This is a genomic window from Sphingobacterium sp. SRCM116780, from assembly GCF_021442025.1.
Lineage (GTDB): Bacteria > Bacteroidota > Bacteroidia > Sphingobacteriales > Sphingobacteriaceae > Sphingobacterium.
In genome coordinates this window covers 1,979,873-1,994,076 of the sequence record NZ_CP090446.1, presented here as the reverse complement: position 1 = coordinate 1,994,076, position 14,204 = coordinate 1,979,873, and the positions used below count along the sequence as shown (strand labels likewise).

Annotated in this window: 13 protein-coding genes; 9 read left to right on the top strand and 4 right to left on the bottom strand. The window is 31.8% G+C overall.

All coding sequences use genetic code 11. The annotated features are described in order from the left end of the window. Nucleotides 1–16 precede the first annotated feature (16 nt). Nucleotides 17–880 carry a helix-turn-helix domain-containing protein gene (locus LZQ00_RS08690; RefSeq protein WP_234514630.1) on the bottom strand — a complete coding sequence of 288 codons (864 nt, stop codon included), beginning with the start codon at nucleotides 878–880 and terminating at the stop codon, nucleotides 17–19. A 110-nt stretch (nucleotides 881–990) separates the two neighbouring features. On the opposite strand from LZQ00_RS08690, the gene LZQ00_RS08685 reads away from it, so the two are divergent. The 5 genes from LZQ00_RS08685 to LZQ00_RS08665 all read left to right on the top strand — a co-directional run bounded on the left by LZQ00_RS08685 (nucleotide 991) and on the right by LZQ00_RS08665 (nucleotide 5,246). Next, nucleotides 991–1,338, top strand: a complete 348-nt coding sequence (locus tag LZQ00_RS08685) for a nuclear transport factor 2 family protein (protein WP_234514629.1) — start codon at nucleotides 991–993, stop codon at nucleotides 1,336–1,338. A 553-nt stretch (nucleotides 1,339–1,891) separates the two neighbouring features. After that, entirely contained in the window at nucleotides 1,892–2,245 is a 354-nt protein-coding gene (locus LZQ00_RS08680; protein ID WP_234514628.1) for a DHCW motif cupin fold protein, read from the top strand. Nucleotides 2,246–2,351: 106 nt separating this feature from the next. Continuing rightward, complete coding sequence (locus LZQ00_RS08675) at nucleotides 2,352–3,161, top strand: oxaloacetate decarboxylase (protein WP_234514627.1); 810 nt, start codon at nucleotides 2,352–2,354, stop codon at nucleotides 3,159–3,161. Nucleotides 3,162–3,733: 572 nt separating this feature from the next. Next, the gene (locus LZQ00_RS08670) at nucleotides 3,734–5,047 is read left to right on the top strand and encodes a hypothetical protein (RefSeq protein ID WP_234514626.1); all 1,314 of its coding nucleotides are present in this window, start codon (nucleotides 3,734–3,736) and stop codon (nucleotides 5,045–5,047) included. A gap of 1 nt (nucleotide 5,048) precedes the next feature. After that, nucleotides 5,049–5,246 (top strand): hypothetical protein, encoded by a 198-nt coding sequence (locus LZQ00_RS08665; protein ID WP_234514625.1) that lies wholly within the window; start codon nucleotides 5,049–5,051, stop codon nucleotides 5,244–5,246. A 647-nt stretch (nucleotides 5,247–5,893) separates the two neighbouring features. Here the strand turns inward: LZQ00_RS08665 and LZQ00_RS08660 are convergent. Next, nucleotides 5,894–6,151, bottom strand: coding sequence for a helix-turn-helix domain-containing protein (locus LZQ00_RS08660; protein WP_234514624.1), 258 nt, complete (start codon nucleotides 6,149–6,151; stop codon nucleotides 5,894–5,896). Nucleotides 6,152–6,703: 552 nt separating this feature from the next. Between LZQ00_RS08660 and LZQ00_RS08655 the strand changes: the two genes are divergently transcribed. The 4 genes from LZQ00_RS08655 to LZQ00_RS08640 all read left to right on the top strand — a co-directional run bounded on the left by LZQ00_RS08655 (nucleotide 6,704) and on the right by LZQ00_RS08640 (nucleotide 11,406). Further along, the gene (locus LZQ00_RS08655; RefSeq protein WP_234514623.1) at nucleotides 6,704–7,942 is read left to right on the top strand and encodes an ABC-three component system protein; all 1,239 of its coding nucleotides are present in this window, start codon (nucleotides 6,704–6,706) and stop codon (nucleotides 7,940–7,942) included. Further along, nucleotides 7,939–8,475 carry a three component ABC system middle component gene (locus LZQ00_RS08650; RefSeq protein WP_234514622.1) on the top strand — a complete coding sequence of 179 codons (537 nt, stop codon included), beginning with the start codon at nucleotides 7,939–7,941 and terminating at the stop codon, nucleotides 8,473–8,475. The genes LZQ00_RS08655 and LZQ00_RS08650 overlap by 4 nt, the downstream gene beginning before the upstream one ends. Continuing rightward, nucleotides 8,475–10,517 carry a DUF3732 domain-containing protein gene (locus LZQ00_RS08645; protein WP_234514621.1) on the top strand — a complete coding sequence of 681 codons (2,043 nt, stop codon included), beginning with the start codon at nucleotides 8,475–8,477 and terminating at the stop codon, nucleotides 10,515–10,517. Before LZQ00_RS08650 ends, LZQ00_RS08645 begins: the two co-directional genes overlap by 1 nt. 85 nt (nucleotides 10,518–10,602) lie before the next feature. Next, complete coding sequence (locus LZQ00_RS08640; RefSeq protein ID WP_234514619.1) at nucleotides 10,603–11,406, top strand: hypothetical protein; 804 nt, start codon at nucleotides 10,603–10,605, stop codon at nucleotides 11,404–11,406. A 164-nt stretch (nucleotides 11,407–11,570) separates the two neighbouring features. On the opposite strand, the gene LZQ00_RS08635 is transcribed toward LZQ00_RS08640, so the two are convergent. Beyond that, nucleotides 11,571–12,236 (bottom strand): HNH endonuclease, encoded by a 666-nt coding sequence (locus LZQ00_RS08635; protein WP_234514618.1) that lies wholly within the window; start codon nucleotides 12,234–12,236, stop codon nucleotides 11,571–11,573. 56 nt (nucleotides 12,237–12,292) lie between these two features. Further along, a complete protein-coding gene (locus LZQ00_RS08630; RefSeq protein ID WP_234514616.1) occupies nucleotides 12,293–13,015 on the bottom strand; it encodes an HNH endonuclease in 723 nt (240 codons plus the stop codon). Nucleotides 13,016–14,204 lie beyond the last annotated feature (1,189 nt).

Genomic DNA, 14,204 nt, shown 5'->3' with positions numbered 1-14,204 from the left:
CAATACTTCTAATGGCTCATTCGATAGTAATTTTAGCTCTCATTCTTTGTGGTGTAATACCAAACTCCTGCTTGAAGATGCGGATGAAATATGAGGTGCTCTCAAAAGCGCAATCGGTCGATATTTCAGAAATTTGCTTATCTGTATTCTCCAGCAACATCTTGGCATGGTTTAACCGGTGTTTGTTGATATATACTCTGGGTGAAGTATGATATTGTTTTTGAAAATCCCTTTTAAAAGTAGCAAGGCTTCTATTACATAGGCTAGCAAGCTCAGCAATGGTAATGGGGTGCAACATATATTCTTGTATGATAGCATCCATATCCTGTACATTCTTGCTAACAGCGGCATCAATAAAAGCTAAGGCTTGTTCTTTATAACCTGAAGATAGCAGAAGGATCAGAATTTCCTTTTGTTTCAATGGAATTAACTGTTCGTAATTAAACAAAGGATGTTCAAAATATTGTCGGAACTGAATCTTGAAATCTTGGATAAGCATGTTAATTGGAAAAACTATATAGGGATCGCTTTTATTTAAGCCAATGTATTTATTGGATTTTGGTATAAAAGATTTTAAGATGTTTTCTGGTAAGAATATCAGAAGTGCCTCGAAGGCTAATCCTTCTTCAATGTATTCTGCCATTACATATATTCCTTTCTTCAAAAGAACAACTTGACCTGGAGTGATTTTTAAGGTTTGGTCTGAAAAATGTAAAAGCTTTATTCCACTTATTACAAAAATAAGCGTATGCTCAGTCATAAAGACGGTTCTTTTCCCTGCTTTAAATTCGATTTTCAGCTTTGCAAATGTTTCTGAACCACTGGATAAAAAAGTGGAGTCATTTATGATTGGAGCAGGTGGTGGAAAACGAAATAGCATGTTGCAAAGTAACCGATTTTTAATTATTTATTTGCTTGAAATTATATTTGTTATATTTGGTTATATCGTAAAATAAATAGCAAATAGATATAATAATTTTAATGATTTATATGGATGCTCAAAAATTTGCTCAAGAATGGATAAATTCGTGGAACTCTCATGATTTAGAGAATATAATGGATCATTATGCTGATGATATTGAAATTATAACACCAATGATCAAATTGGTAGCAGGTATAGAAAATGGTTCATTAATAGGAAAAGACTTGATCAAAGATTATTGGAATAAAGCTTTACTAAAATTCCCAGATTTACATTTTGAGCTTATTGCAGTTACCTCGGGAGTTAATTCTGTGGCTTTGTATTACAAATCTATCATGAATAAAATGTCAATAGAAGTTATGTTTTTTGACGATAAAGGGTTGGTAAATAAAATGATCGCTCATTATACTAATTAATTTAGAGTATAAAATCTCATTAATGTGAATAGATCAAGAAGAAAATATATTTTTGATGGAATATTACTTCTTAATTAAGCATTAGGTAAATATAAAAGAGAATGTCTTTATGTTATTCTTTTTTGAAAGTATTCAAATTTTACACTACTAAAACATGACCTGTGTAAAAGAACGCAATCAAAAATCAACTACTTGAATTATGTGCTATATAGTTTCTTTTCCTTACTACAATAAAGATTAACATAGCTAATAGCAATTTTAAAGGTGTAAAAACTACTTTTTCAAATAAGAGTTTCTACCAGTAGATTCCCAATTGAACTTATTAGAAAAAAACACAGTATAATATTAATATTTTGTGATAAATACTATGTTTTATATAGTTGCCTTTCAAAACAACGACAACAATAAGGAAATATTGATGTCTATTGAAATGAATTCAAGAAGATACATTTTATTAACCGGTTCGAGCTTTCCCACTCAAACAATAGAATAGGGTATAAGTTGGGTTATAATTGCAAGACAGTATTAATTCATTTAAACAGACAAAATTTGTATGAGTAACATTTTATTTGAAAATATCGATTGGAATAACATTCCAAAAGTTCAACACAAAGGAGAGACTGGTGTTGCAATTTGGCAGACGATGCAATATGAAGGATTGAGATTGCGAATGGTAGAATATTCTTCTGGTTATCTCGCAGATCACTGGTGCGAAAAAGGACATATCGTATATTGTGTAGATGGAGAATTTGAAAGTGAACTTAAAAATGGGAGTATTTTTAAATTAGAAAAAGGTATGTCTTACATCGTATCAGATGATTTAAGCTCACATTGTTCCAGTAGCAAAAATGGTGTAAAATTGTTCATCATAGATGGTGATTTTTTGAAAAACAAACCGAAAATTTAATTTTATATTCGATGTTGTTGCTAAAAGTCCACTAGAAAACAGTTGGTGATTTAATTAGTAACATGATAATGTTAAAGAACATTTTTTATTCTAAAATTGATTTAATATGAAAAGTCAATATGACAAAGCAGTTATTTTTAGTGAATTACACAAAGAGAAATCAGCTTTTATTATGCCTAATCCATGGGATATTGGAAGTGCAAAGATTTTAAGTTCTTATGGTTTTAAAGCGTTAGCCACTTCTGGTGCTGCATTTGCATTGTCAAATGGAGCTGATGATAATTCATTAGCTCTGGAAAAGGTATTAGTTCATTTAAGAGAGCTTACCTCAGCGACTGATTTACCTGTGAGTGCCGATTTGGGTTACGGTTTTTTTGATAGCCCCAAAAATATTTATGATACTATACTAAGAGCAGCTGAAACTGGAATTGTTGGTGCTTCAATTGAAGATACAAATTCAAATAAAAATTATCCTTTTGAACTTGCAGTAGAAAGAGTAAAAGCTGCTTCAGAAGCAGCCAAAAGCCTAAATTTTCCTTTTATACTAACTGCTCGTGCAGATAATTATTTTATTGGTAATCCAGATTTAGACGATACAATAAAACGTTTACAGGCATATCAAAGAGCGGGAGCCGATGTTCTCTTTGCTCCAGGAATAATCTTAAAAGAAGAAATTGAATCTGTAATAAGCTCCATTGATAAACCTTTGAATGTATTTATGGGATTAAAAGGTGGTACTTTAAGTTTTGAAGAGCTATCAAAGATTGGTGTAAGACGTATTAGTCTAGGGGCCTCACTTTATAGAAATGCGATGAGCAGTTTTATCAAATCGATACAACATATTAAATCAGGTCAATTCGATTTTGCAAATGATTCGTTAAGCTTTCAGGAAATTAATACTTTAATCCAAAAGTAGCATAATAGTCTTTTATAAGATAAAAAATCCATAAACAACAAAATCGAAACTTGTCTTTTTTGAACGAGGATTATTCCATGATCCCTAATGGGGAAGGCTTCATATAACAATAAAGCCATTCGCTGCGCTCATTTCTTTTGTTGTTTATGTCTTTTGTTCAAACCTTGTTTGCAAAAGTCCATAAACAACAAAACCCGATTGACATCGGGCTTTCTTTTTATTATGGCGGAGAGCGAGGGATTCGAACCAACTCTTTCCAAACACTTTAAAACCTCATTTCTAAGTACAATCATATTGGCTGCCACGATTTTGCCATAACATTATTACTGCTTTAACAAAACTCTTGAGTGCTTAAATATGTAACCTTTAACAATTTGATAAAGAACAACTAATTCTTAGATTATAAACAAATATAACCAAAAAATATTAGGTTAAATTAAGAAAAAATTATTATCTATCTATTTCTAAATTAATAGTTTCAATCCCATAGGTGATATTATTAATTTTTTAAATTAATTCGTTTTTGTATTTGACGTAATTTGATATATTTACCATAAATTAAATAATCTTTCATGACTGCAATAGTAGGAGTATTAAATTCACAAGGGATTTCGGTTGCTGCGGACAGCGCTGTAACTGTTACAGGCACAAATGGTAAAAAAGTTTACAATAGAAGTAATAAAATATTTACCCTTTCCAAATATCACCCTGTCGGTATTGCAATCTATAGTAATGCAAATCTTTTGGGTATGCCTCTAGAAACATTGATTAAGATGTACCGAAGGCAGTTAGGGGATCGCTCATTTAATACAATGGTTGAATATCAAAATGATTTTATTGGGTTTTTAAATGGAAAACTTGGGCAGGTACCAGCAGAAGTAAAGAGAACTAACTTTTACGGTTTTTGTGGTTGGGCTCACCTATCGATTATCAATAATACTATAGAGAATTTATATAATGATGATGTTGATGTAGAAAGTTTGTCACCAGAACAGAGGAATGAATTTTTTCACCGTACAATCTCCGAAGAACTACAGAGATATTCAGAAAAATTGTCTACATACCCGCAAGCAGTTTATAGCGATTTATCTTACGAAGATTATTGCAATTATTACTCAGTCGAATTGTCGGAGATCGAAAATTTTATTGAGCAAAAGATTAAAGAGGAATTTGATGAATTTAGTATTAATGATGAACATAAGGAAAGAATCAAAAGTGTTTTATATTCATTAATTAATATTGAATTTATAATGGAAAGTTTTTGCGGTTTCGTCTTTTTTGGTTTTGGGGAAAATGAAATGTATCCGTCGAGCCATAATATATTAATTGGGGCATTAATTGGTGATAGATTAAGAATTAGAGTTTTGGAACCAATATACATTCAGCCAGGCACTGTTAATAGCTCAAATATCATTCCTTATGCTCAAGCTGATGTTACAACTACAGTTTTGACAGGTGTAGATCCGATTTTTAAAAGTGAAATGCATAATTCAGTTAAGAAAAGTTTTAAGAGTGCTTCTGATCAAATAGAACAACTTTTGGGAGATGCAGATTTATCAGATCAAATAAGGGTTGCGTTGACAAATATTTCCACCCAGTTAATAAAAGGTTTAGATGATTATCAATTTAGTAACATAACAAAACCTTTATTGGATACCTTAGCATTTATGGGGAAGGAAGATATGTCAGAACTTGCTGAATCGTTAGTGAATATTACTTCACTTAAACGTAAGTTCACTTCATTGGATTCTTCAGATGAAAGTGTGGGAGGGCCAGTTGACGTTGCAATCGTTACCAAGGGGGACGGTTTTATTTGGATGAAAAGGAAACATTATTTTGATATGGAAAATAATCAATCATTTGCTAATAAGTATTTTAAAATTTAGTATGAAAAATTCTTCATTAAAAAAATCTGTTTATATTCAGAAAAAAGAACAACTAATAAAAAAGAGTAGAAATTCTGATAATGTAGTTTTTAATATTCAGAATACACTTGGTAAAAAAGTAACAACAGTCTCTGTATCTTTGCGAGTTGAGGAAATAGTAAAAAATGAATTTGCTAAAATTAAGTACTCACATAAATAATTTTACAATAATTCTTCATCAGTTATACCTGTTTTTTAAAACCATTTTCACCTAACAGAATTGTTATTTTATTTAACAACTCTTTGTACAATTTGTTGTAATCAAGGTACAAGTAAGATTAGCAATTAACTCATAATTCTCAAAAAGAGGGAACAAATGTTTTCATCGCTTTCAGGATAAATAGACTAATTTCTTCCCTAATCATTAAGGGATTGAAATTTTTGACTATAACTGTTATAATCTTGTGGAACTTTGAGAAATATGGTTTTCAAAATAGATGAAATCCCATATTGCTCGTAATGTGTCTCCGAATTTAGACCGAGAAAAGCTCCTGAAGTATTGAAGTTTTTTACTATCTGAATTAGGATGATTATAATAATTCTATTGTACTACGATAGCCTGGATGATATGATGGGGTATATTTAATGTAGCCATAATTTTGTAGTTCTTTAAAATATTTGTGATAGGTGGGGGTAGTATTGATATGTGACATTAACATAAGTTTACTTCTGCTGACCCTTATAATGTTGCTTTCACTTTGTCGATAGGCTAATCGAACTATTGCAAGGAGTAAGCTGATATGCCAAACAGTAAGTTTAGGATCATTACAAATGTTATCAAGATATATCAAACCTCTTTTAGATGTATCAGTTTTCATCTTCAAATAATTTTAGTAGATCTATTCTGCTGTAATAATAAGAGCCCATGATCTTTTTGTGGCGGATTTTTCCAGTGATTCTTAAGTTCTGCAAGGTTGCGGGAGATATGTCCATCATTTTTCTGATAGCCTTACTTCTTAACCAGTCAAATTCGTCTTTGGAATGACTATGACTAACTTCCAATAATTGTTCTATATCTGCAATTATTCTTATTCTGAATATTTCAAGATCTTGTTTTGATACCATTTCTATATTTTAAATTTTGTATGACTCAAAATTGAATATGAATTATTCTGAAGTAGGAAAACATTCTTATTGGTGCTTATTTTGTCTTAAGATGTCCGTTCAGTGAACTTGACAGTATTATCTTCGAACACTTTTATTGCTGATATTGAAAAAATATTAGAAATATGTATTTGATTAATAGGATTTTACGTTTTTTTTTCTTGACTCTAATCCTTTTTGGTATATCCAAGCAGACTTTGTAGGGCGTTCGATGCAATCACATAGGGCATTTAGCAAACTGCAATAATTAATGAAGGTTATAATTAGGAAAGTATGATCCAGTTTTATATAGAAGAAAATGTTGGTTTTGTGGTTTATGATGTGGTAAGTCACATTCGTTACGGATAACCATAATTTTAGTAAATGCTATTAACTTATATTTACTACTTAAAATAGTATATATGATTAATATTTATCAGCAAACGACATTAAGTAGGATCTTCACATACGAAGTTTTTGTCTAATCTCTTAAAAATGTCTATTTTAGTACAAATTAACAACCATATTTAATCTATGTCCGATTCAGCCTCTGGTTCAATATCAGGTTTTCTCTTTCAATTTGAAAAGGCTTTGGTTCTTTTAGCTACTCTCGATAATATAACGGATGTGGTTTCTATTGAGCAAGTTGACGATGTTGCTGTTCAGACTGACGAAGACCTTGTCTTGGTAACAATCCAATCAAAGCATAGTATAGCACCAAATGGAACTACATTTGAGGATACTAGTAAATCATTGTGGAGAACCTTACAAATATGGATTGAAAAGCTTGAAAGCGGTATTTTTAATGATTCGACGAAATTTATATGTTCGACCAATAAAAAAATTGCAGACCATTCTTTGCTGAGAAGAATTCTCACTGGCTCCTTTGACGAGGTAATACAAGATATTAAGTTGCTATTAGATAGGCAGAAAGCTAAGCTACAAAGTTTACAATCTTCAAACGAAGATGCAGGAAAATCAATCAAACCCATTATTAAACTTATTGAATTCGTTCTTTCAAAGGAGGATAAGTTTCGAGTTATAAAGGAAAATCTCTCTATTGAAGACAAGGAGTCTTTAATGGAAAGATTTTTTATTGCAACCCATATGACAACAGATAACTATTCCCAAGCAAGAAAAGAATTTGTATATGACGCCATGTATGGATGGTTACTCAACGGAAGTAAGGCAAAATGGCTCCAGGGAATAAAAATTGGAGCGACATTTACCAAAAAGGATTTCGATTCCAAGTTATCTATTGTAAATGCTAATCCTGCCATTGTTAATGCCGTTTTTAGAAAAAAAGATGATTTAGGAACAATTGATTTCAAGCGTCTTTCGGAAGTAAAGAAGGAATTATTCGTGGCACAGATTTCTGATCTCAATCGTAAGAAATCTGCAAAAGAAAGACTTATTGAAAATGCAGTATTGGATTTCATATATCATGATATTGAAATGGCACACATTGTAATAGGAGGAGACTTCACTGAGCCAGATTTTAGAGCGTTTCAAAAAGCCTGTATGGATAGGTGGCAAAGTTACGTAGATACGGTCATAATAAAAGAACTGGAGGAGTATAATGATATGGAGAAAAATGAGATGGCTATCAAAATTTTTGATTATATAATGCATAATATCGAAGTCAATTTTCAAGAGGGTTTTACTTTTAACTCCTCGAATAGTTATATACGTAATGGTACATTCCTAAAACTATCTAATATACCAGAAATCGGTTGGCATCCTGACTGGGAATTAAAATATAAAAAATTATGAGCATAAGAGACGGCCAATCACTTGATAAAGGATATAATCTTTTTGAATTAATGCAGAATGATGCTTTAAGTGTAATAGCCCTACATAGTTTTACTCTAGGTTACCACACTATTGCCAAAAATAGAAAAAGTGAAGTGACCTTTCCAAAACTTGATTATCTTTTTTTTGTGCTACCGATTGTTTATAATTATTCAGCTATGCTTAGCTTTTTAAATTCAAACGAATTGTATACTGCATTGATGAAGGAACATTCTATACTTCTTGGCCTTCAGGAAAGAGCACTTAAGATGTCAGTACAGACTTTTGACGGACTTAATGTAGCCTTTAGTAAAAAGATTTTAAGCATCAATAAAGAAAACGGCACAATAACTCTCCTAAAACCATACACCTCAAAGAAATTAGTATTGGCACTGTTATCTAATAATTCTTTTGATAGTGTTAAACAAATTCAGGATAGTGCTTTTAAATTAGGGAGTATTTTCGCGAAAAAACATGATAACAATTTACAGAACGATCTAAACATTAGGTTTTAATGAAACTCAAGATAAAAAATATTATACTATATCCACTTGACGAGACCCTGAATCCGAGAATTATTAAATTTCATGAGTCCAAGGTTAATGTGATTACTGGTTATAGTCAACGAGGGAAATCTGCAATTATTTCTATTATTGATTACTGCCTCGGTAGCAGCGAGTGTGATATACCTGTAGGAACAATAAGGGAGAAGGTTGATAAATTTGCAATCTATATTGCTATAGGAGATCAGTCAATTTTTTTAGCGAGGGACTGCCCAGGAAATGATAATAAAGTTTCTGATGTGATGTATATGTATGATGTGCAGGGAAAGGGCGATAATCCTAAATTGAACACAAATGAATGGATTAAAGAAGCAGGTAAATATAAAACGAATAGAGATAAGGTAAAAAACTATCTTAGTGTCAAAGCAGGCTTTGAGAATATTTCAATCAATAACGAATCTCAAAAAGATGATGCTCCAGCAAGTTTCCGAGATACTACTGCATTTATGTTTCAACCTCAAAATATTATCGCCAATCCAACAACCATATTTTACAAAACTGATACTTTTGAACATTTACGACGCCTAAAGACACTTTTCCCTTTAGTTTTGGGGTATAAATCATATGAAATTTTAAATCTCGAAAGTGAAATCGACGCTTTAGAACGTGAAGAGAAAGAAAAAGCCAGAAAATTAGATGACCTCCGTTTGCAATATGAAAGCTGGCAAACAGACGTTTACGAATATTATTCCAAAGCGATAAATCTGGGATTGTCAAACGCCGATATTAGTATCGAGAGTGGAAGCGTAAATTTGATAAAAAGCGAGTTGAAAAAAGTTGTTTTGGATGTGAAAAATAACAGGTTCTTTAAAGAGGGCTCTGCTATAAGATATTCCGAGAAGTTGGAGGAGCTAGATGGTGATCGTATCCGATTTACGCGGGAGTTAGATGAACTTAGAGTTGGACTACAGAAAATACAGCAGTTTGATCGCTCTAAAGTTGAATATATTGAAAGTGTAGCTGTTGAAATTGATAAAAGGTTGAAGCCAGTTGATTGGCTGCTAAAGCAGAAAGGTACTAATATATGCCCTTTTTGTGATTCGGTATCTGAAAAAGCGATTAATACACTCCTTAATCTTCAAAGTGAAAGCCAAAAAAATGGTAAAGTTTTGGAAGCCTCAAGATCTGAAAATTTTAGTTTTGAGAAAGAAAAAGGAGATTATAAAGAAAAGATTAAGGCTAAAGAACGGGATATTGTAAAGATAGATGCAAATATTCTAATTCTCAGAAACGAGGATCGTAAAAATTTTAAGAAACTTCAAGATATCTTTGAATTTAGTGGAAAGATTGAACATGTTCTCGAAAATTTAGAAAAGATTTCACCTTCGGCAAATTTAGCTTCTGAACTGGAAAGAATTGCAGGTCAATTAGCAGGCAAGAGGAAAACACTGAAGGGTTTGAAGGAAAAATTCGATAAAGAGTATTGTTTAAAAAGGGTATCAGAGGCGATTGCAAACTATGTCAAAATTCTACCAATAGAAAATAAAGAGCAAAGACGTGTTTTATTGGATCCTGACGTAAGTGTGGGTATCCGTATCGAAGATACACGATCGAAGAATATTAACTTTTTATATAAATTGGGTAGTGGAGCAAACCATATGTGTTTTCACTTGGCAACTATGCTGGGACTACATGAGTACTTTTTAAATCTCCCAAAATCTGGTAAAAAGAATTATATCCCTTCATTTCTGATCCTAGACCAGCCCAGTCAAGTATATTTCCCAGAGGATTTTAAGGATCTGGACAAAGATAATATTGATCTTAACAAAAAAAAGAAAATCTCGGAAGATATTCAAAATACAACACTAATATTTAAAGCCTGTAGTAAATTCATCGAAAGTAATAAATTTCAGACCCAGATAATTGTGCTTGAGCACGCTTCAGAATCTACGTGGAGCGAGGTCTCTAATGTACATCTGGTGGAGGAGTGGAGAGGCTCATTCGACCAACCCGATACTTATAAGGCACTTATTCCAAGAGCATGGTTTGATTAGGTAAAAAGATCAATTTGGGCTTTTTTAAATTCTGTGAAGATATTCCATGTTGCGGAGCGTGAAGATTTTCTTAAAAAAATAAGGTATGAAAAATTATAAAAAAGTTTCGCAGAAATATTTTCTTGATTTTTTTCTAAAAGAATGGGAGAAAGAGGATGGAGTAAATTTTGCCATTGCACTTGCAAGAGTGAGTGGCTGGCTAATTCACGTTGATTGGTGGACGCCATATAACGACGCACCATTGGAATTAAGAAAATCCTTACGAGTGTACGTAGGTACTGACAACGACGATATTTTCGATTTTATTGGTAAAAAAAAGATACAAAGTTTTAACCAAAATGTTATACTTCCAATTGCGGCTAAACGTGGAGGATCATTTAGTGGTGGCATTCAGACAACTTTTTATAGTGAAGAGCAGGTTTGGAAGCTTCCTCTTAGGGTTATGCCAAGTGAAGAAAAAATTTTGAAAGCCGTAAGTATTATTTTAAAAAGTGAATTATACTTAAAAAAGCTACCAAAAAGATTAAATCCAAATGTTCCTGCTCATTTGGCGGCCAGTTTTTCGTTTGGTCATTGTGCAGTTTTCGCCCATGTATTACAGGAAAAGAAAGGATTGACGGCTACAGCAATAATAGCTGAGAAATATACATCACAATATGCATTTTCGAGATTAGGTTATTGCCATAGTGTAAATATTCATTTGGATGGGGAGTATGAGGATTCTTTTGGCAAACAACCTTTAGATAGGATATTAGCTCGCTTCGGTGTTGAAAAATATCGTCTAGATGAGGTCACTCAGATTGAGGTCCATGCAACTTTAAAAAGAAATTCTCCGGCTAAATATGAAGAAATCTTTAATCTTGCAACGGAGTTAATTACTCTTGGCTAGCTAAAACCTTCATTGGTATGCAGAATCTATATCTTCTGAAGCTGGAATATAGATAAATTTAGTATGAAAAACAACTAGTTGAGGTTTGAAGGGGGTAACTTGGATTTTTTCTTCGCATTTTTTACCTTATAAATTCGTACGTTGAAGTATATGATTACTAAAATTTAATCAAATGAGAACCCATCTGGATACACGATACCTATAAATTCTGCATGATCATAAAATTGCATAAATATTGTGAAGAGACCACCATAATCCAAGTATCGGTATTTGAAAACCTCAGGATTATTGTAATCTCCTTCTTTCATAATATTTGGAGTTAAGTCCTTTTTTAAATCATTAAATACTGCTATCGTATTAAAACCTTCATAGATAATTCTGTTTGTCACACTTTGAATAATTCCTTTTGTAGGTTTCTGTTTATGATAGAAATATATTCCTCTGACAATTTTTTCAGCAAATAATTCAGCTTCATTTTCTTTCAATGCAAGAAAAAAATGTGGTCTTCCATATATTTTCCCAGATCTTGCTGTACGTTCCAATTCTTCAACAAATTTTCGTTTTTCTTTTCTTTCGAATCCCCGCCTAACACGATCATTTAAGTCCTTTATTGCTACATTGTTTGTTTTGAATGCTTTAATGAATAACTGGAACTTTTCATCGATTTCAGACAGATTGTTATTATGTGACTTACATGATGGAACCGTCATTAGATTATGTCTATGACCTTTTGGGAAAAAACTGAAAGCTGGTACGTGTTCTCTATTTACTGATTCAGTTGTCAAAGAATCTCCGCACCAGTAGCATATATTTGGTAAGTTATTTTTCAAGATTTGTAGGAATATTTTTGGTATTAATGTCAAGTTCTAAAATTTCGTCAGATATTTTAAGTATTCTGAAAAAAAATTAAAACCTCAGGATTTTCTTTCTTTCTTATAATGATGGTTGCTACAGTCCATTTGTCTGTTTTCGAAATATGAGGAAGAATAGCTTCTGGGTTTCTTTCTCCAAATACATAATATCCTTTTTCTTCTAATTCATCAAGTAATTTTTGTAAATCATATCCCATTTGAATTTTGTCGTAAGCTTCAACCATCCCGCTTATGTCTCCGTAATCAATGAAAGTTTGGATAATACTTCCAATGTATTGTGCTTCCTCATGGTCTTTTATATCATCATAGTCTGTGTTATATGCATGTGCTTCGTTAACTATATTTAGCAATTCCTTTCCTGATAAAATCCTCATTATAAATTTTGGTTTATATTCATTCTCAGTATCCTCGACAGCTTTAGATATTGTATTTTTAATCCAGTTTTCATGACTGGTCTTAACATAACGCAATAATTCTTCTGTATACGTATCTGTAAACTCATCAATTTCTTTGTGGTGATTTCTACATAAGAGAAGCAAGTTTTCATAGATGTCATATTCTTTAAGATCGGGGATATGCCGTGGTCCGTTCGGTTTTGAACTAATAATATGGCACTCTTCACCAATATTGAATTCATTTAATGTGGTCTTTTTAGTTATCAATTCGACTTTACAAACTGCACATCTGTTGCCAGATTTAGCCCAGAGAAATTTTCTTGTTTTTGATGAAATAGCCATTTTATTATTAAAAATAAAAAAATGTTTCGAGTTATGCATTATATAGATAAGCAATCATTGTTTTGTTGACGCTTTATGAATTAATCCACTACATTTTTTTTCTAAAAGCCATTATAGAATTTAATTGCTGCGCTAAAATATCGTCGCAATAATTTAATGAAATATTTTTTAAATGTTTCATTTATCAATAGTGGAATTCCTATAAGGCTGACTCATTGATAATAGCAGTAATTGTTTTTACGTGTTCTTTACCCGATTCTTAATATGTATCAATTCTGCAGAATACACTTTCATTAGCAGAAGAGTGAAGGAAAAGATAATATATTTCTCCGATAAGTAATGGCGATCCTGCTCTTAAATCTATGTTTGTACTTTCAAAATCAGGCATTTTTTCAGAAAAGACCCGCTCTCTTTTCTCTGCGATATTTCTTAAAATGATATTACACCAAGCTTCCAATATATTATTTTTTGAAGGGCGTTGTCTTTTAATTAAGTTTTTAACATGCTTTAGAGGAGTTCATTAATTTCCTTGCTTCAGTTCTTTCAAGTGACTGTTTATTTTTTCGTTTACCAACAAATTTCCAAAATATTTATTACAAACATATTCTACTATAATTGGTATACAGCACTGAAACTGGATACTACTAGGAGAATATAGGCGGAATAAATTTCGTTGCATGAAACGAAGAGATTATGCATAGTTTCGATCTAATTTTTGAAAATTAATAAAAGTTTTACAAGATTTTTTTATAAAATTTTAATGCGACGAGTTTTGGCGCATCGATCATCGTTATTTACCATATTAACAAAACACAAATATTCTATTATGGAAAGAAACAAAAATGTGAAAACATTTCACAAGCTTCGTGAACCTATCTCATCAAAACATAAAGTAAGAAATAAAAGATCTGTATTACTTTTTTGAAGCTTTTATTTAGCTATTTAATACTCAAACCTACTTTTTTACCACTTTTTAAGTATTGAAATCTGCAAGTTTTCGGTATATCTCATATACCGCTTACAAATTGCAGTTTTCATAGTTTTTTATCTCATTGACTAAGTAATTTAGCAGAGTCATTGAGCAGTCCACTAGGGCTTTCAAGTTTTATGTTTAACAGTTGAAAGATCAAAGAGGACGTACTAAAATAGTGAGGGAGATAAAATGATATTAACAGCTTAATGATCACAA

Bases quoted from the DNA above. Each gene is read 5' to 3' on its own strand.
- LZQ00_RS08690 (WP_234514630.1), bottom strand. From the start codon at position 880: ATGCTATTTCGTTTTCCACCACCTGCTCCAATCATAAATGACTCCACT.
- LZQ00_RS08685 (WP_234514629.1), top strand. From the start codon at position 991: ATGGATGCTCAAAAATTTGCTCAAGAATGGATAAATTCGTGGAACTCT.
- LZQ00_RS08680 (WP_234514628.1), top strand. From the start codon at position 1,892: ATGAGTAACATTTTATTTGAAAATATCGATTGGAATAACATTCCAAAA.
- LZQ00_RS08675 (WP_234514627.1), top strand. From the start codon at position 2,352: ATGAAAAGTCAATATGACAAAGCAGTTATTTTTAGTGAATTACACAAA.
- LZQ00_RS08670 (WP_234514626.1), top strand. From the start codon at position 3,734: ATGACTGCAATAGTAGGAGTATTAAATTCACAAGGGATTTCGGTTGCT.
- LZQ00_RS08665 (WP_234514625.1), top strand. From the start codon at position 5,049: ATGAAAAATTCTTCATTAAAAAAATCTGTTTATATTCAGAAAAAAGAA.
- LZQ00_RS08660 (WP_234514624.1), bottom strand. From the start codon at position 6,151: ATGGTATCAAAACAAGATCTTGAAATATTCAGAATAAGAATAATTGCA.
- LZQ00_RS08655 (WP_234514623.1), top strand. From the start codon at position 6,704: ATGTCCGATTCAGCCTCTGGTTCAATATCAGGTTTTCTCTTTCAATTT.
- LZQ00_RS08650 (WP_234514622.1), top strand. From the start codon at position 7,939: ATGAGCATAAGAGACGGCCAATCACTTGATAAAGGATATAATCTTTTT.
- LZQ00_RS08645 (WP_234514621.1), top strand. From the start codon at position 8,475: ATGAAACTCAAGATAAAAAATATTATACTATATCCACTTGACGAGACC.
- LZQ00_RS08640 (WP_234514619.1), top strand. From the start codon at position 10,603: ATGAAAAATTATAAAAAAGTTTCGCAGAAATATTTTCTTGATTTTTTT.
- LZQ00_RS08630 (WP_234514616.1), bottom strand. From the start codon at position 13,015: ATGGCTATTTCATCAAAAACAAGAAAATTTCTCTGGGCTAAATCTGGC.